14 protein-coding genes are annotated in these 16,534 nt (G+C 59.8%); 6 read left to right on the top strand and 8 right to left on the bottom strand.

Annotated elements, in window-relative coordinates; translation table 11 throughout:
• Window positions 1-170 precede the first annotated feature (170 nt).
• From plsB to IF189_RS05670, 4 genes are all read left to right on the top strand, one after another.
• Window positions 171-2,669 (top strand): glycerol-3-phosphate 1-O-acyltransferase PlsB, encoded by a 2,499-nt coding sequence (gene plsB, locus IF189_RS05685; protein ID WP_134825630.1) that lies wholly within the window; start codon window positions 171-173, stop codon window positions 2,667-2,669.
• A 92-nt stretch (window positions 2,670-2,761) separates the two neighbouring features.
• Window positions 2,762-3,397 (top strand): hypothetical protein, encoded by a 636-nt coding sequence (locus IF189_RS05680; RefSeq protein ID WP_134825629.1) that lies wholly within the window; start codon window positions 2,762-2,764, stop codon window positions 3,395-3,397.
• A gap of 96 nt (window positions 3,398-3,493) precedes the next feature.
• The gene (locus tag IF189_RS05675; protein ID WP_085697316.1) at window positions 3,494-3,892 is read left to right on the top strand and encodes a YbaY family lipoprotein; all 399 of its coding nucleotides are present in this window, start codon (window positions 3,494-3,496) and stop codon (window positions 3,890-3,892) included.
• A gap of 22 nt (window positions 3,893-3,914) precedes the next feature.
• Window positions 3,915-4,604 (top strand): DUF4197 domain-containing protein, encoded by a 690-nt coding sequence (locus IF189_RS05670; protein ID WP_085712823.1) that lies wholly within the window; start codon window positions 3,915-3,917, stop codon window positions 4,602-4,604.
• Here the strand turns inward: IF189_RS05670 and IF189_RS05665 are convergent.
• From IF189_RS05665 to IF189_RS05650, 4 genes are all read right to left on the bottom strand, one after another.
• On the bottom strand, window positions 4,601-5,992 hold the full coding sequence (locus IF189_RS05665) for a Fic family protein (RefSeq protein ID WP_192552962.1): 1,392 nt from the start codon (window positions 5,990-5,992) through the stop codon (window positions 4,601-4,603). The genes IF189_RS05670 and IF189_RS05665 overlap by 4 nt on opposite strands.
• A 411-nt stretch (window positions 5,993-6,403) precedes the next feature.
• Entirely contained in the window at window positions 6,404-7,705 is a 1,302-nt protein-coding gene (locus tag IF189_RS05660; RefSeq protein WP_134828704.1) for an IS4 family transposase, read from the bottom strand.
• Between the two features lie 215 nt (window positions 7,706-7,920).
• Window positions 7,921-10,989, bottom strand: coding sequence for an efflux RND transporter permease subunit (locus tag IF189_RS05655; RefSeq protein ID WP_134825626.1), 3,069 nt, complete (start codon window positions 10,987-10,989; stop codon window positions 7,921-7,923).
• 6 nt (window positions 10,990-10,995) lie between these two features.
• Window positions 10,996-12,096 carry an efflux RND transporter periplasmic adaptor subunit gene (locus tag IF189_RS05650; protein ID WP_114881559.1) on the bottom strand — a complete coding sequence of 367 codons (1,101 nt, stop codon included), beginning with the start codon at window positions 12,094-12,096 and terminating at the stop codon, window positions 10,996-10,998.
• A 94-nt stretch (window positions 12,097-12,190) separates the two neighbouring features.
• Between IF189_RS05650 and IF189_RS05645 the strand changes: the two genes are divergently transcribed.
• Window positions 12,191-12,826: a TetR/AcrR family transcriptional regulator gene (locus IF189_RS05645; protein WP_114881558.1), complete on the top strand. Its 636-nt coding sequence runs from the start codon at window positions 12,191-12,193 to the stop codon at window positions 12,824-12,826.
• A 45-nt stretch (window positions 12,827-12,871) separates the two neighbouring features.
• Here the strand turns inward: IF189_RS05645 and IF189_RS05640 are convergent, their stop codons facing one another.
• The gene (locus IF189_RS05640; protein ID WP_413038519.1) at window positions 12,872-13,654 is read right to left on the bottom strand and encodes a class I SAM-dependent methyltransferase; all 783 of its coding nucleotides are present in this window, start codon (window positions 13,652-13,654) and stop codon (window positions 12,872-12,874) included.
• 93 nt (window positions 13,655-13,747) lie between these two features.
• Between IF189_RS05640 and IF189_RS05635 the strand changes: the two genes are divergently transcribed.
• Window positions 13,748-14,362: an energy transducer TonB gene (locus IF189_RS05635; protein ID WP_134825625.1), complete on the top strand. Its 615-nt coding sequence runs from the start codon at window positions 13,748-13,750 to the stop codon at window positions 14,360-14,362.
• Window positions 14,363-14,374: 12 nt separating this feature from the next.
• On the opposite strand, the gene IF189_RS05630 is transcribed toward IF189_RS05635, so the two are convergent.
• The 3 genes from IF189_RS05630 to IF189_RS05620 are packed head-to-tail and all read right to left on the bottom strand — an operon-like array spanning window position 14,375 to window position 16,410.
• Complete coding sequence (locus tag IF189_RS05630; protein ID WP_134825624.1) at window positions 14,375-15,211, bottom strand: isocitrate lyase/PEP mutase family protein; 837 nt, start codon at window positions 15,209-15,211, stop codon at window positions 14,375-14,377.
• A gap of 30 nt (window positions 15,212-15,241) precedes the next feature.
• Window positions 15,242-16,102 carry a DUF72 domain-containing protein gene (locus IF189_RS05625; protein ID WP_192552961.1) on the bottom strand — a complete coding sequence of 287 codons (861 nt, stop codon included), beginning with the start codon at window positions 16,100-16,102 and terminating at the stop codon, window positions 15,242-15,244.
• Window positions 16,102-16,410 carry a hypothetical protein gene (locus tag IF189_RS05620; RefSeq protein WP_192552960.1) on the bottom strand — a complete coding sequence of 103 codons (309 nt, stop codon included), beginning with the start codon at window positions 16,408-16,410 and terminating at the stop codon, window positions 16,102-16,104. Before IF189_RS05620 ends, IF189_RS05625 begins: the two co-directional genes overlap by 1 nt.
• Window positions 16,411-16,534: the final 124 nt, after the last annotated feature.

The raw sequence follows: 16,534 nt of genomic DNA, 5'->3' as shown, positions 1-16,534 counted from the left end.
GCGTCCGACGTCCATAAAAGGGCCCCGGCGACAGACCGCCGAGTATATGACAGGCGGCAAAACTCTCAACAGGAGATTACTTCGCCGCTTTTTTGCCGATTTTCGAGTAATCCGGCAAACTGTCGCCCTCCCGAGCAAACGCTCGGTTTATCCACTCACGCAGAAGCCGTATGACCCGTTCCCCGTTCCGCCGTCTTGTGTTTGGCACCTTGCGCCGACTGTTGTATCTCTGGGTTCGCTCCGAGACGATCAACCAGTCGTCGTTCACCCTCAACCTCGACCGCAGTCGTCCGGTGTTCTACGTCCTGCAAAACCCATCGCTCACCGATCTGGCGGTGGTCGACACCGAGTGCACCAAGGCCGGTCTGCCGCGCCCGGTGTTGCCGGTGTCCGTGGGTTCGCTGATCGAACCGGCGGCGTTCTTCTACCTGACGCCGGACCCGGACTGGCTCGGCCGCCAGGACAAGCGCGGCGCACCGCCGACCCTGACCCGACTGGTCAGCGCCCTCAGTCAGAATGCCGCCGAAGATGCGCAGATCATTCCGGTCAGCGTGTTCTGGGGCCAGTCGCCGGATAGCGAAAACAGCCCGTGGAAACTGCTGTTCGCCGACAGCTGGGCCGTCACCGGGCGCCTGCGTCGGCTGCTGAGCATCATGATTCTGGGGCGCAAGACCCGCGTGCAATTCTCCGCGCCGATCCACCTGCGCGAACTGATCGAACACAACAAGGGCCACGAGCGCACCGTGCGCATGGCTCAGCGAATCCTGCGGGTGCACTTCCGCAATCTCAAGGCTGCGGTGATCGGCCCGGACATTTCCCACCGCCGTAACCTCGTCAAAGGTCTGCTCAACCAGCCGCTGGTCAGGCAAGCGATCCTCGATGAAGCCGAGCGCGAAAACATCTCCCCGGAAAAAGCCAAGGCCCAGGCCCTGCGCTACGGCAACGAGATCGCCTCGGACTACACCTACACCGCGATCCGCTTTCTGGAAGTGGTGCTGAGCTGGTTCTGGAACAAGATCTACGACGGGATCAAGGTCAACCACATCGAAGGCGTGCAGAAGGTTGCCCAAGGTCACGAAGTGATCTACGTGCCGTGCCACCGCAGTCACATCGACTATCTCTTGCTGTCGTACTTGCTGTTTCGTAACGGCCTGACCCCGCCGCACATTGCCGCCGGGATCAACCTCAACATGCCGGTGATCGGCAGTCTGCTGCGTCGTGGCGGTGCGTTCTTCATGCGCCGCACGTTCAAGGGCAATCCGCTGTACACCTCGGTGTTCAACGAATACCTGCACACCCTGTTCACCAAGGGCTTCCCGGTCGAGTACTTCGTCGAGGGCGGCCGCTCGCGTACCGGGCGCATGCTGCAACCGAAAACCGGGATGCTGGCGATCACCATGCGCAGCTTCCTGCGGTCCTCGCGGATGCCGATCGTGTTCGTGCCGGTGTACATCGGCTACGAGCGCGTGCTTGAAGGGCGGACTTACCTCGGCGAACTGCGCGGCGCGAGCAAGAAGAAAGAATCGATTTTCGACATCTTCAAAGTCATCGGCGCGCTCAAGCAGCGTTTCGGCCAGGTGGCGGTGAACTTCGGCGAACCGATCAAACTCGCGGAGTTCCTCGACAGTGAGCAGCCGGGCTGGCGCCAGCAGGAGCTGGGCCCGCAGTTCAAACCGGCGTGGCTCAACGAAACCACCAATCGCCTCGGCGAAAAAGTCGCGCAGCACCTGAACGAAGCGGCGGCGATCAACCCGGTCAACCTGGTGGCGCTGGCGCTGCTGTCGACCACTCGTCTGGCACTGGACGATCGGGCCATGGCGCGGGTGCTGGATCTGTATCTGGCGCTGTTGCGCAAGGTTCCGTACTCGCCGCACACCACGTTGCCGGAGGGTGATGGCCGGGCGTTGATCGAACACGTCAAAGACATGGATCTGCTGTCCGAGCAGAACGATGCGCTAGGCAAGATTCTCTATCTGGACGAACAGAACGCCGTCCTGATGACCTATTACCGCAACAACGTGCTGCACATCTTCGCCCTGCCGGCGTTGCTCGCGAGTTTCTTCCAGAGCACTTCGCGCATGAGCCGCGAGCAGATCCTGCGCTACACCCGTGCGCTGTATCCGTATCTGCAGGCGGAGCTGTTCATCCGCTGGAGCCTGGACGAACTGGATGCGGTTATCGACCAGTGGCTGGAGGCGTTCGTCGAACAAGGCCTGCTGCGTTTCGAGAAAGACGTGTACCTGCGCCCGGCACCGAGCTCGCGGCATTTCGTGCTGCTGACCCTGCTGTCGAAGAGCATCGCCCAGACCCTGCAACGCTTCTACATGACCGTGTCGTTGTTGCTCAACGCCGGCCAGAACACCATCAGCGCCGAAGAACTGGAAGACCTGTGCACGGTCATGGCCCAGCGCCTGTCGATCCTGCATGGCCTGAACGCACCGGAGTTCTTCGACAAGAGCCTGTTCCGCCACTTCATCCAGACAATGCTCGATCTCGACGTGCTGCGTCGCGACGAAGCAGGCAAGTTGAGTTATCACGAACTGCTTGGAGAACTGGCCGAAGGCGCAGCCAAACGGGTGTTGCCGGCGGAGATTCGTTTGTCGATTCGTCAGGTGGCGCTACATCGCAGTGAGGATGCAGCGGAAACTGCAACCTCGCCGGCTTCCTGAAACTTGAGGACAACTAACCGGCAGACCGGATCGTTTTCCGGTTAGTTGTTTTATGAATTAATGGGCTCTTTTTAATCGATAAGGAATTCGATATGAGCCTGTTGAATGAATCACCCCAGACCATCAATGTAACCTTCAGCCTTCCACCTGACTTCAACGCCCCTCTCGACGGAAACAATGAAACCGTCGTCGATGTTCAACTGATCAGTACCCTGCAAACGACAAGCGTCAAACACTGGCGATATCCCTCCATCGTCGACGGCCAGTGGAACTTCCGGTTCCCGCACCGACACAGTGAAGTCAGCGTCAAATACCGCGTCACCATCCAGTTGTTTCACAATGGACAACCCTTGCTGCTGGAGCAGGAACATTTCGTCATTGTTCATCAGGCGCCCCATCGCCAGACGCTGCATCTGAGTACGATCGGTTACTTGTACGTTGAAGTGCAGGAACCCGAAATGATTCCCCCCGAACAGGCAATTACCATCAGCCTGCATGAAAACGAAAGTCCCGATATCGAACTGGCGCGCGTTTCTCACGATGAGGAAACGGCCACTTCGTTTTATCTTGAATATGATCCGGAGCATGTGGTGCCGGGCAAACGCTATGCACTTACCGGCATAGAAAACAGATACCACCAACGGCTTTCTGTATTCCCTGAAGCTATCGAACTTGTACCAGCGACACGTCCGGCCCGGTCGAGACCGTTGCAGGTAATCGATCAGTAGCTGAATGAACCGTTACGTTTGTTCACTGACTCACTTACCAAAATCCGCTAGATTTCCTTGGGCGCCCCTCTGGCGCCCAAGTCTTTTGAGGTCCCCATGAAAAAACTTTCTCTTCTCGCCGCCGCCACCTTGTTGAGCGCTTGCCAGTCCACCACTCCGAGCGGTAAAGCGAGCCTGGACGGCGAAGTGTTTTACCTGCAACGCATCGCCCTGCCACCAAGCGCGACCTTGAGTGTGAGCCTGCAGGACGTTTCGCTGGCCGATGCGCCGGCCGTCGTGCTCGATGAACAGAAAGGCCCGATCAAGGGACAAGTGCCGCTGCCGTTCCATTTGAGCTACGATCCGGCCCAGGTCAAACCCGGCCACCGCTACTCGGTCAGCGCACGCATCGAGGTCAACGGCGAACTGATGTTCATCACCACCGAAAACCATGCCGTGCAGCTTGATGGCAAGGATCCCCAGCCGCTGAAGATCCGCGTCGACGCCGCCCGCTAATTCTTTGAACAAGGAAGCTTTCATGCTCCGCCCTACCCTTCGCTTCGCCGGCCTGTGCGCGGGCTTGATGATCTCCGCCAGCGCCATGGCCCTGTCCCTCAGCGACCTGTCGCAAGGCGATGCCACCGGTGGCCTCAAGGATGCCCTGACCCAGGGTGCGCAACTGGCCGTCAAACAACTCGGCACGCCGGGTGGTTTCAGCAATAACCCGGACGTAAAAATCGAATTGCCGGGCAAACTCGGCAAAGTCGCCGGCAAGATGAAAGCGTTCGGCATGGGCGCCCAGGTCGATGAGCTGGAAACCGCCATGAACAAGGCCGCGGAAACCGCCGTGACCCAGGCCCAGCCGATCCTGGTCGACGCCGTGAAGAAAATGAGCGTGGCCGACGCCAAAGGCATCCTCAGCGGCGGCAACGACTCCGCCACCCAATACCTGGACAAATCCAGCCGCGAACAGATCCGCGCCAAGTTCCTGCCGATCGTCAAACAGGCGACCGACAAGGTAGGCGTAGCACAGAAGTACAACTCGTTCGCCGGCCAGGCTGCTACGCTGGGCGTGGTCGACGCGAAGAGCGCGAACATCGAAAGCTACGTCACCGAACAAGCGCTGAACGGCCTGTTCGAGATGATCGGCAAACAGGAAGAAACCATCCGCAAGAACCCGGCCGCTGCGGCGACGAGTCTGGCGAAGAAGGTGTTTGGCAGCCTCTAGGCCGACGCTGCACGGGAGCGAGACAATTCGCTCCCGTCCTTCAATACACTGGCTGGACTGCGTAAAAAGAACACCCACTCGCTGCCCATTTTCCTTTTCTCGAAGACCTGCAACTCGACCAGTCCATTCAGGGCTGACATCGCGGTGCTGCAAGAACAACCCAAGTGTTCCCTCACGTTGCTCGCCGTAAACTCCTTCGCCACTCCGCTCTTGGCCACCTGATACAGCGCCAGCTGCCTTGGCGTCAGCCGCTCGAAAAAACCCGACGCCATCAGCCAGCGCTCAAAGTCTTCCGCGTACGTCAGGCTTTTGCGGTAGACATCCGTGAAGCGACTGACCGCACGCTGAATCACCGAACACTGGAACTCGATGAAATACGTCAGATCCAGCTCATCGGCCTCGCTATGCAAATACGACCGCCCGTACTTCACCGGCGCATTGCGCAGCAAAGGACTGATCGCAATGTAGCGAAATGCCGAAAACTCGTGCTTGAACATGAACCAGTAGAACAACGCCCTCGCAACCCGTCCATTGCCATCGCGAAACGGATGTTCGTAGCCCAGAGAAAAATGCAGTGTGATCGCCTTGATCAACGGGTGCAGGTAGTCCTTTTCTTGAGGTGAACCAAGTGGCTGATTGATCCAGCGTACGAGCCTCTGCAAACGCATCACCAGCCCGACAGCGGGCGGCGGTGTATGCACCGTGTTGCCCTCGCCATCCTGTACCACCACTTCATCGTTCGTCCTGAAAAAACCGGGACTGTATTGCGCGTCATCGATCCCCTCGACGCCCACCCGATGCATTGCCGCGATCAAGTCGACGCTCAAGGGTTGGTAACGGTTTTCCCAGGCGAAATTCATCATCCTGTAATTGCCCATGACCATACGCTCATCCGGCGTGCGCGGCTGCCGTTGATACTTGAGCATGTCCTTGGCAACTCGCGTGGTCGTTGCCGCACCTTCCAACTGGCTGCTGGCGATCACTTCGTATTCGATCAGATCATTGAGCAAATAACTGAAATGCGACCGTTCGCCAATCTGCCCGGTCATGCATTCCAGCGAAGCGGAAGTCGTCTGCAGATCGACGGCCGAAAGGGTTTTCCGTGCCGAGGGTGTCAGCAAATACTTGCCCCACTGCGGCGGCTCACCCAATGGCAGGAGATTGATGTACTGCGCAGCCCTCGCCCTCTTCACCAGCGCCCAACACAAACGAGCGTCCAGCCCCGGCGCCCAGCGATAGCGCAAATCCTCGAAAGGCAAATAACGCCCCCGATCATCGAGAGGCTTGAGCAGCGCCAGATAATCCACCAGATACTGCTTGTGCGGCGCCCGCGCCAACAAGTCGAACACCGGATCGGACCGTCCTTTCAACACTGGCGGCTTCTTCATGAAAAACCTCTCGACCACTCATAACAACAGAGAACCGAGTACAACACCCCAGACCAGACGGCCTCAATATCAGAAAATTCTGAAAAAGCTGTAAGAGACACCGCAGCCCATAGCCACTCAAACACGATGAGCGTTAGCTCGAGTAAAGCTTTTGACGTGCCGGCCCCATCGGCAGGCTGAGTGGAGGGATTTATCCGGGGGTAGGCGCGAAGCGCCGTTCGACGAAGTCGAACACATCGAGAGGAGGTGCAGCGAAGCAAACCGGAGGCGATGCCCCCGGATGAATCCCGTAACGAAGGAACACCGAGCCAAAGCGAGGTGCCGTACGCCGGGGCCAAGCCTTTTGCTTACTTTTCGCTGGGCCGGCATTCCGGCGTTTGGAAAAGTGAGCCGCTGTAAGAGCCATCCCTTTCAAGGTCTTTTCGTTTTAGCGGCCTTGATTACCCGGTCCGTTGAAACATGTGCATGCACCGCAGTGCCTTGCACCCATGTTTTGGGTTTAGGCACCTTGGGGCCCCGTGGACTTTTCGCAACTTGTTTGGGTTGGATGTTTCTGGCCAGTTCCAACAAGCGCTGGGCCAGTTTTTCCAGAGGTATGACGGGAAAATATTCCAGGGGCAGCGCGATTTGCAGGCCTTCATAACCACTCCGGACCTGAACCGCCAAGTGATAGGTTGAGGCTTCCCAGCCGTCAGGCTGAGTATCCTGATGGGCTTGCTCGACGCTTCGCTTGAGTACGGCCAGGACGTTGTAGGCCAATACCGCGGTAGCGAACCCGAGCAATGCAGCCTTTGGACTACCAAGGGTTTCGATTTCGCTTTCCAGGATTGCTTCCAGTCGCTGGAACATGCCTTCTATGCTCCAGCGACGGCGATAGAGTTCCGCGATCTGCTGTGCGCTGATGCTTTCAGGCAGGTTGCTCCAGAACATCAAGCTGCTGTCACCCGAGTCCGTTGGCGAGTGAAGCGTCAGTTCAACACGCCGACACTGGTAACCGCCTCTGACCTGAATAATCTGCTCACGCACAGTGCCCGTGTTTACAGGCACTGGTTCTTGCCAATGCCCCTCTTGAATCAGGCGTGGATGCTTGGCTTGTTGACGAATGACAAAGGAGGTTTTGACCTGCTCGCAAGCCTCCATGACCGGGAGCGTGCAATAGAGTCGATCGGCCAGCCACACCTGGCCCGGCTCGGCATCGGCCAAGAGAGGCAACACGCAAACACGCTCGCTTGCGTAGGCATCCTCGCACGCCTGCAGGTCGATGACCTGGTCCAGGTCGGGGTCGTAGACAACCACCGAGAAACCGGGTCGAGCGGCACCACGCTCGTGGCGTAAAGCCCCCAGTCGTTTCTCGGTGGATGCCAAGTGATTACCGTCTACCACCCGGACCTGCCACTCCGGCAGCATCTGCGTGCAACCCAACTCCTTGATGGTTGGAGCCAGGCGCTGCGCACAGCCCGTGACCAGTGCGCGCAACAGAGCTGGCTCGGTACGACTGATCTTGTCGTAGAGCGCCGCCAGACTGACAGGAAGATCTTCCAGTTGCCGCGCGGCGGCGTGCAGGGAAGGCTTCAAGCCCAATGAAACAAGGGACATCAGCTTGATAATGGTCGAGAACAACAGCTCACGAGAATACTGCCGTTGCCGATGTTCTTCGAAGACCTGATCAACCCACTCAGGGGCAATAGCGTGCTCCAGTGCCAATTTGGCCATAACGCTGGCAGGTGCTTTTTTCTCGAACCTCGCTAAAACCTCTGCCCACATCGCTTCGTCGTCCTGACTGAATTTTTGGGGCATTTTAACCAAAGACCTTGAAAGGGATGGCTGTAAGAGCGGAACCGCCAGCGGCAACACCCGAAGCAACGGATATTCACAAAGAACACCCAGAGCCTGGCCGGCCCAAAGGCCGTCACGCTCAACAAAGCAAATCAACCGTCCCGACGAACCCGGAACCAGGCCGCATACAATGCCGGCAAAAACAAAAGCGTCAGCGCCGTCGCCACAATCAACCCGCCCATGATCGCCACCGCCATCGGCCCGAAAAACACACTGCGTGAAAGCGGAATCATCGCCAGCACCGCCGCCAGCGCCGTCAATACAATCGGCCGGAACCGGCGCACCGTGGCCTCGATGATCGCTTGCCAGGGCTTGAGCCCCGCCGCGATATCCTGCTCGATCTGATCCACCAGAATCACCGAGTTGCGCATGATCATCCCCGACAGCGCAATCGTCCCCAGCATCGCCACAAACCCGAACGGCTGACGGAACACCAGCAGAAACAGCGTCACCCCGATCAACCCCAGCGGCGCCGTCAGAAACACCATCGCCGTACGCGAGAAACTGCGCAGCTGCACCATCAGCAAGGTCAACACCACGACAATGAACATCGGCACACCGGCATTCACCGACTTCTGCCCGCGCTCCGAATCCTCAACAGTACCGCCGACGTCCAGCAGATAACCGTCAGGCAATTCGGCACGGATCGGATCGAGGGTCGGCTGAATCTGCTTCACCAGCGTCGCCGGTTGCTCCTTGCCATAGATATCGGCCCGCACCGTCACGGTCGGCAGTCGGTTGCGATGCCAGATGATGCCTTCCTCGAAGCCATATTCCAGCGTAGCGATCTGCGACAGCGCGACGCTGCGACCGTTATCGGTCGGCACCGCCAGACTCGGCAGCAGCGACAGTTCGGTACGCTCATGCACGGTACCGCGCAGGAGGATTTCGATCAGTTCGTTGTCTTCGCGATACTGGCTGACACTGGAACCGGTCAGCGAACTCTGGAGGAATTTCGCCAGGTTCGCCGTGCTCACCCCCAGCGCCCGGGCACGGTCCTGATCGATGTTCAGGTACACGACCTTGCTCGGTTCTTCCCAGTCCAGATGCACGTTCACCACATGCGGATTCTCGCGCACCTTGGCCGCGACTTTGCGTGCCAATGCGCGGACTTCTTCGATGTGTTCACCGGTGACGCGGAACTGCACCGGATAGCCGACCGGCGGGCCGTTCTCCAGTCGCGTGACCCGCGAGCGCAGGGCCGGGAATTGTTCGTTGAGGGTATCGATCAGCCAGGTGCGCAGGGCTTCCCGTTCCTCGATGGTTTTCGCCAATACCACGAACTGGGCAAAGCTCGCCGCCGGCAGTTGTTGATCCAGCGGCAGATAGAAACGCGGCGAGCCGGTGCCGACGTAGGCCACGTAATTGTCGATGCCGGCGTGATCCTTGAGCATCGCCTCCAGTCGTTTGACCTCGGCGGTGGTGTTGGCCAGCGACGCGCCTTCCGCCAGTTTCAGGTCAACCATCAGTTCCAGCCGGTTGGAGGCCGGGAAGAACTGCTGCGGGACGAACTTGAACAACATCACCGATGCGACAAACAGCCCCACCGTCAGCACGATCACCGTTTTACGCCGACGCACGCACCACTCCACCAGACGTCGAACCCGCTGGTAAAACGGTGTGGCATAAGGGTCCGGCTGGCCGTCACCACTGCCGTGTTTGGCCGCGTGAATTTTCGCCAGATCCGGCAGGAGTTTTTCCCCGAGGTACGGCACAAACATCACCGCCGCCACCCACGAAGCGAGCAACGCGATGGTGACGACCTGGAAAATCGAGCGGGTGTATTCACCGGTGCCGGACTGCGCGGTGGCAATCGGCAGGAAACCCGCAGCGGTGATCAGCGTACCGGTGAGCATCGGGAACGCAGTGCTGGTCCAGGCGTAACTGGCCGCCTTGATCCGGTCGAAGCCCTGCTCCATTTTGATCGCCATCATTTCCACGGCGATGATCGCGTCATCCACCAGCAAGCCCAGCGCCAGCACCAGCGCGCCGAGGGAAATCTTGTGCAGGCCGATACCGAGGTAATACATGCAGGCGAAGGTCATCGCCAGCACCAGTGGAATGGTCAGCGCCACCACCATGCCGGTGCGCACGCCAAGGGAGAAGAAGCTCACCAGCAACACGATGGCCAGCGCTTCGACCAACACCTGGACGAACTCGCCGACACCGCTTTTCACCGCCGCCGGCTGATCGGAGACCTTGCGCAGTTGCATGCCGGCCGGCAGGTTTTTCTGGAGGCGAGAGAATTCGACTTCCAGGGCCTTGCCCAGCACCAGAATGTCGCCGCCGTCCTTCATCGCCACCGCAAGTCCGATCGCGTCTTCGCCCATGAAGCGCATGCGCGGCGCCGGCGGATCGTTGAAACCGCGTCGCACATCGGCGACATCGGAGATGCGGAACGTACGATCACCGACCCGGATCGGGAAGTTTCTGATCTCGTCGACTGTCTGAAAATTCCCCGAGACCCGTAGCTGCAATCGCTCACTGCCGGTTTCGAAGAAGCCGGCGGTGGACACCGCGTTCTGCTCTTCCAGCGCCTGCTGGACTGCCGCCAGCGGCAAGCCGAGGGTGGCGAGTTTGACGTTGGACAGCTCGACCCAGATCTTCTCGTCCTGCAGCCCGAGCAAGTCGACCTTGCCCACGTCCTTGACCCGTTGCAGCTGGATCTGGATGCGGTCGGCGTAATCCTTGAGCACGGCGTAGTCGAAACCGTCGCCAGTCAGGGCGTAGATATTGCCGAACGTGGTGCCGAATTCATCGTTGAAGAATGGGCCCTGAATGCCCGGCGGCAGGGTCTGGCGGATATCGCCGACCTTCTTGCGCACCTGATACCAGAGGTCCGGGATCTCCACCGAATGCATCGAGTCGCGGGCGATGAAGGTGACCTGTGATTCACCGGGACGGGAGAACGAAACGATGCGTTCGTACTCACCGGTTTCCATCAGCTTCTTTTCGATGCGCTCGGTGACCTGACGCGATACTTCCTGCGCCGTGGCGCCGGGCCAGCGGGTCTGGATGACCATGGCCTTGAAGGTGAACGGCGGGTCTTCACTTTGCCCGAGCTTGGTGTAGGACAAGGCGCCGACGATGGCCAGCAAAAGCATCAGGAACAGTACGATCTGGCGATTACGCAGCGCCCATTCGGAAAGGTTGAAGCGCATCGGGACTTACTCCTTGTCCGCCAGATTGACCACACGGTTGGAGCGATCCACGGGACGCACCTGCTGCCCTTCCAGCAACACATGCACGCCGGCGGCCACGACCCAGTCACTGGCGTTGAGGCCTTCGAGCACCGGCACGGTTTTCTCGCCGAACGGGCCGACGCGCACAGGGGTTTTCTTCAAGGTGTTGTTGGCGCTGACGACCCAGACGTAGGTCGCGCCGTTTTCGGCGGTCAGGGCCGAGAGCGGCACCGACAGCGGGATCACGTCGGCGGTCTGCACGAAGACTCGTGCGCTCTGGCCGAGTTCGACCGGCACGTTGCCGGCGGTGAAGGCGATGCGGGCGGCGAAGGTCCGGGATTTCGGATCGGCCGCTGGCGACAGTTCACGGATTTTGCCGGCGAAGCGCTGGTTCGGTTGCGTCCACAGCTCCACGGAAACAGGCTGGCCGACCTTGAACCGGCCGAAACTCTGCTCCGGCAGGCTGATCGACACTTCGCGTTCGCCATCGGTGGCGAGGGTGAATACGGTCTGCCCGGCGGCGACCACTTGCCCGACTTCCACCGAGCGCTTGGCCACTACACCGTCCTGAGGCGCGCGCAACACAGCGTAACTGGCCTGGTTGGTCGAGACGTTGAATTCGGCTTTGATCTGCTTGAGGCGCGCCTCACCGGAGCGGTAGAGGTTTTCGGCATTGTCGTAGGCCGAGCGGCTGACCATCTGCCGTTCCATCAGGGTCTTGTAGCGGTCGCGCTCGGCGCGCACCAGATTCAGATTGGCTTCGGCGGCGGTGACCTGGGCGCGGGTGGCTTCCAGTTGCAGGCGTACGTCCTGCGGATCGAGTTCTGCCAGGGGTTGATCGGCCTTCACGCGCTGGCCTTCCTCGACCAGTCGTCGGCTGACTTTGCCGCCGATGCGGAACGCCAGATCCGGTTCGTAGCGGGCGCGAACCTCGCCCGGATAACTTTCCATCGCCTGCGCCGAAGGCTCTGGCTGCACCACCATGGCCGGTCGCACGCTGACTGGCGTCACCTCTTCCTTGCCACATGCCGACAATAAAAACGCCAGAGTGACTGGCACCGCAAAGGACAACGCATGGCGGAACATGGTGAAGGACCTTTCGCTAAGGAGGCTTGGAATATTTATACTGGCCGGTATGTTATTAATAGCAAACTCACCAGTCCAGTATTAAAAGCGAAGAATGTCGAACAATCTTTCAGCTCCAAACGGCCCCGGCCGCCCGAAGGATCCGGCCAAGCGCCAGGCGATTCTCGAAGCGGCAAAAATCCTGTTCCTGAGTCACGGCTATGCCAACACCAGCATGGACGCAGTGGCCGCCGAGGCTGGCGTGTCGAAGCTGACGGTCTACAGCCATTTCAATGACAAGGAAACGCTGTTCTCCGCCGCTGTCGTCGCCAAATGCGAGGAGCAATTGCCGCCGCTGTTCTTCGAATTGCCGGACGGCATCGCGGTGGAAAATGTGTTGCTGAACATTGCCAGAGGCTTTCATCACCTGATCAACAGTGATGAATCGGTGAACCTGCATCGCCTGATCATGGCGCTGGGCAGTCAGGATCCGAAGCTGTCGCTGATCTTCTTCGAGGCCGGCCCGCAGCGCATGGTGCAAGGCATGGAGCGCCTTCTGCGGCGGATCGATGAGACTGGCGCGCTGCGCATCGACAACCCGCACAACGCCGCCGAGCATTTCTTCTGCCTGATCAAGGGCGCGGGGAATTTCCGGTTGTTGTATGGCTGCGGTGAACCACTGACCGGCGAGGCGGCGGAAAGCCATGTGCAGGAAGTGGTCGAGTTGTTCATGCGCGCCTATCGCCCCTGAAAACAAAAATCCCACGCCATGCGTGGGATTTTCTTTTGGGACGGTTCAGGCCTTGAGCGCTTTCTTCGGGTAGATGTCGTAGCGGCTGGATTTTCCATCCAGCGCATGGCTCGGCTTCGGCCCTTCGATGCAAGGCGCCTTGCGCGGGCGCTTGACCACCACCCGGTGAGTGGCCAGCGCCAGCGCCGCTTCCAGCAAGGCCGGCGCATCCGGATCATCGCCCACCAGCGGACGGAACAGGCGCATTTCCTTCTTCACCAGCGCGGTTTTCTCACGGTGCGGGAACATCGGGTCGAGGTAGATCACCTGCGGCGGCTCGCCTTCCCAGTTGCGCATCACGTCGATGGAGTTGCCCTTGAGCAGGGCCATCCGCGCCACGATCGGCGCCACGTCGAAATCTTCCGCCGCGCGGGCCAGACCATCCTCCAGCAACGCGCCAATCAATGGCTGACGCTCGATCAGGCTCATCTCGCAGCCCAGGCTCGCCAGCACGAACGCATCTTTCCCGAGCCCCGCCGTGGCATCCAGCACCCGTGGGCGCACGCCCTGGGCAATACCGACAGCCTTGGCGATCATCTGTCCGCTGCCACCACCGTACAACCGACGATGGGCCGCACCGCCCTCGACGAAGTCGACCCGCACCGGCCCCGGCGCATCCGGCCCCAGCTGTTGCAGCTGCAAGCCCTGCTCGCCGACCTGCAAGGCAAACTCGCCGTCGGCCACCTGCAACGGCAGATTCAGGCGCTGCGCCCACTGCTCGGCCTGCGCTTCGAACGTCGGGCCGAGGGCTTCGACATGGATGCGGCAGGCCGCAGGTTGCTCAATCATGGAAAACACGCTCAAAAAAGTTAAGGATCGGCAAAAACCGCCGATAACCCAATCAACGCGCATTTTGCCAGAGCTGAGCGTCGACCGAAAAAAATGTCAGGCATTCTTCCCACATCGATTGGCTACCTTTCGCCCACAGGCGATTTCAGCCGTCATAACACTCAAGCATTGGGCGGCGTCAGCCACCTGTGGCAGGATTTCTTTGCCCAGGCACTGGCCGAACAATCGAGTGATGTGGTGCCGGCCTGTGGCACTTTCCCACCGGTCGATCTGGAAAGCCCTGAAGAGCCGACTATCGGCAGCGAACTGCACGCCCACATCATCGACCAGCGCGAATGCGATGTAGTGGAAACCCAGGTACGCCCACCCGAGCCGCTGTTCCTGCCGATTGCCGAAATCGATATGACACTGGCCGAGCCGTACCCTCCGTTCCCGCCGGAAGACATCAAGACTCAGCAAAAGCAGCAGGATTTCGACAGCAGCTGGGTTCGTCCGGTCGTGATCAACAATGGCCAGCCGATTCCGGAACCGGGCCCTGCCCCGCAGAAAAAACCGCTGTACTTGCCGATTGCCGAGTTCGATCTGGATCTGCTGCAACCTTACCCGCCGTTCCCGCCGGAAGAGATCGTCGAACAGCAGAAAGCCCTGGACTTCGATAACGGCTGGGTACGCCCGATCGTTCAGCAGAACCTGCGCATCGCCGCCTGATTCCGCCCTGCTTCAGCCCTTGAAAAACTGATTGGCCTTCGCGTACGGCATTGAACGCGAAGTGAAGTCGAACGTGCCCGATTGCTGGATTTCCTCGGCAGCCCGGAAGAACTCGCCAAACGCCGCCAGCGCCAGCGCCGAGCCGGTACTGATGCGCTTCACACCCATTTCTTCCAGTTGCTGCACGGTCAGTTTCAGGCCACCGGACATCAACACGTTGACCGGTTTCGGCGCCACCGCTCGCACCACCGCCAACACTTCTTCAGCCGTCCTCAGACCCGGAGCATAGAGCACATCCGCGCCCGCTTCGGCGAACGCCTGCAGGCGGCGAATGGTGTCGTTGATATCCGGATTGCCGTGCAGGTAGTTTTCCGCGCGGGCCGTCAGGGTGAAGGGAAACGGTAAGGTTCGAACAGCGGCAACCGCAGCTTCGATCCGCGCCACGGCGTGTTCGAAACAGTAGATCGGCGCATCCGGACGGCCAGTGGCATCTTCGATCGAGCCACCCACGGCGCCCGCTTCCGCGGCGCGCAGCAGGCTTTGCGCCGACTCGGCCGGAGCGTCGGCAAAACCGTTTTCCAGATCCACCGCCACCGGCAAGTCCGTGGCTGCAGCAATTGCCCGAACATTGTTCAGGGTTTCTTCGAGACCAAGCGCGCCATCGGGCTTGCCCTGGGAAAACGCATAACCGGCACTGGTGGTCGCCAGCGCCTGATAACCCAGGCTGGCAAGCATCTTCGCGGAACCGGCATCCCACGGATTGGGAATCACGAAAATCCCGGGACGCTCATGCAGGGCTTTGAAGGCTTCGGCTTTACGGACTTGTTCTTTGCGGGTTTGGGCGTCCATCGGCAGGCTCCTGGGCAGAAAAAAACCGCCTCAGAGCAGGCCAAGTTGCTCGGCGGCGGGTTCTCTGTATAGCTCAGGCAGCGATGGCAGGCCAGGCAAACGTTGCATCAGCTGTGCGTGAAAACGCTGCGCGAGTTTGGCCGCCAGGATGTTATCGGCGGTGTGCAGGAAGATGTACGGCGTGCGGCCCTCTTCGATCCACTCGGCAATCTTCGCCACCCAGGGCACCAGAAACGGATCGTTGGCCTCAAGCTCGGGATGGCCGATGAAGCGCACCTGCGGGAACTGGGTAAACGCTGCCGGACGGGTCGGCACGCGAGGCTTTTTCGATTGGGCGTGGATCACCGAAGACTCGGTGGACAGGCAACTGAACAACGCACGCGGATCGAGGCAGATGCGCTCCACGCCGCGATCCAGCAGCAGGCGATTGAGCAGGCGTTCACTCTCCCCCTTGGCGAAGAACTGCTCATGGCGCACTTCCACCGCCAGCGGTCGATCAAACGCGTCGATGAAGGCTGCGAGCTCCGGCAAGCGTTGCGGAGTGAAGCTTTTCGACAGTTGCAGCCACAGTGGCGATACGCGTTCGCCGAGCGGGCTGAGCAACTGGATGAAGGTTTCGGCGGCGGTCAGTTGATCACGCATGTCACCGCCGTGGCTGATGTCACCGGGGAATTTGGCGGTGAAGCGAAAGTGTTCGGGCATGACCTCGGCCCAACGCTGCACGGTGGCCGGCGACGGGCTGGCGTAGAAGGTGGTGTTGCCTTCCACGGCGTTGAACACTTGAGAATAGAGACCGAGGAAATCGGAGGTCTTGGCGTCTACCGGATACAGATACTCGCGCCAGGCGTTTTCACTCCAGGACGGGCAGCCGAGGTAGTAAGGCAGATCCATCAGATGTACAGGTCGAGGCCCAGCACGTCTGCGTCCCAATCGACAAAACCGGCGGTGCTCAGGTAGCTGGCCAGGGCCATGGCCACGCTTTTCTTCATCGCACGGTGATAAATCATGTCTTGTTGGCGGGCGGGCAGATTGCTCAGGCGTTGCGCAGAGGCCTTGGCGGCGCGGGCAGCCAGTTGCGCTTCGGTGGGGAATTCCAGCTCGCCTTCAATATCCTCGACGGATTCATCCAGCGCCGGATTGCCTTTGCGAGGCTTGCGCTTGATGGGATAGGAATGAGAGGAAACGCCGTCTATACGCATAAAGTCATGCTCGGTATCGATGATGGCAATTTAGCGGCACCTGACCGACTTAGCAAATCGCCGAGTGATAACTAGAACACATAAAAGACAAAAGGTTTAAAGCGCGGGGTTGGAAACGGACGAT

It is taken from the genome of Pseudomonas sp. IzPS59 (assembly GCF_014863505.1).
GTDB classification, from domain to species: domain Bacteria; phylum Pseudomonadota; class Gammaproteobacteria; order Pseudomonadales; family Pseudomonadaceae; genus Aquipseudomonas; species Aquipseudomonas kribbensis.
Note: the sequence above shows the minus strand (reverse complement) of the source record. Positions and strands in the feature narration are given on the sequence as shown.

What these genes read in the sequence shown, in the direction of transcription:
- plsB (WP_134825630.1), top strand. Translation starts at nt 171, where the DNA reads ATGACCCGTTCCCCGTTCCGCCGTCTTGTGTTTGGCACCTTGCGCCGA.
- IF189_RS05680 (WP_134825629.1), top strand. Translation starts at nt 2,762, where the DNA reads ATGAGCCTGTTGAATGAATCACCCCAGACCATCAATGTAACCTTCAGC.
- IF189_RS05675 (WP_085697316.1), top strand. Translation starts at nt 3,494, where the DNA reads ATGAAAAAACTTTCTCTTCTCGCCGCCGCCACCTTGTTGAGCGCTTGC.
- IF189_RS05670 (WP_085712823.1), top strand. Translation starts at nt 3,915, where the DNA reads ATGCTCCGCCCTACCCTTCGCTTCGCCGGCCTGTGCGCGGGCTTGATG.
- IF189_RS05665 (WP_192552962.1), bottom strand. Translation starts at nt 5,992, where the DNA reads ATGAAGAAGCCGCCAGTGTTGAAAGGACGGTCCGATCCGGTGTTCGAC.
- IF189_RS05660 (WP_134828704.1), bottom strand. Translation starts at nt 7,705, where the DNA reads ATGGCCAAATTGGCACTGGAGCACGCTATTGCCCCTGAGTGGGTTGAT.
- IF189_RS05655 (WP_134825626.1), bottom strand. Translation starts at nt 10,989, where the DNA reads ATGCGCTTCAACCTTTCCGAATGGGCGCTGCGTAATCGCCAGATCGTA.
- IF189_RS05650 (WP_114881559.1), bottom strand. Translation starts at nt 12,096, where the DNA reads ATGTTCCGCCATGCGTTGTCCTTTGCGGTGCCAGTCACTCTGGCGTTT.
- IF189_RS05645 (WP_114881558.1), top strand. Translation starts at nt 12,191, where the DNA reads ATGTCGAACAATCTTTCAGCTCCAAACGGCCCCGGCCGCCCGAAGGAT.
- IF189_RS05640 (WP_413038519.1), bottom strand. Translation starts at nt 13,654, where the DNA reads ATGATTGAGCAACCTGCGGCCTGCCGCATCCATGTCGAAGCCCTCGGC.
- IF189_RS05635 (WP_134825625.1), top strand. Translation starts at nt 13,748, where the DNA reads ATGTCAGGCATTCTTCCCACATCGATTGGCTACCTTTCGCCCACAGGC.
- IF189_RS05630 (WP_134825624.1), bottom strand. Translation starts at nt 15,211, where the DNA reads ATGGACGCCCAAACCCGCAAAGAACAAGTCCGTAAAGCCGAAGCCTTC.
- IF189_RS05625 (WP_192552961.1), bottom strand. Translation starts at nt 16,102, where the DNA reads ATGGATCTGCCTTACTACCTCGGCTGCCCGTCCTGGAGTGAAAACGCC.
- IF189_RS05620 (WP_192552960.1), bottom strand. Translation starts at nt 16,410, where the DNA reads ATGCGTATAGACGGCGTTTCCTCTCATTCCTATCCCATCAAGCGCAAG.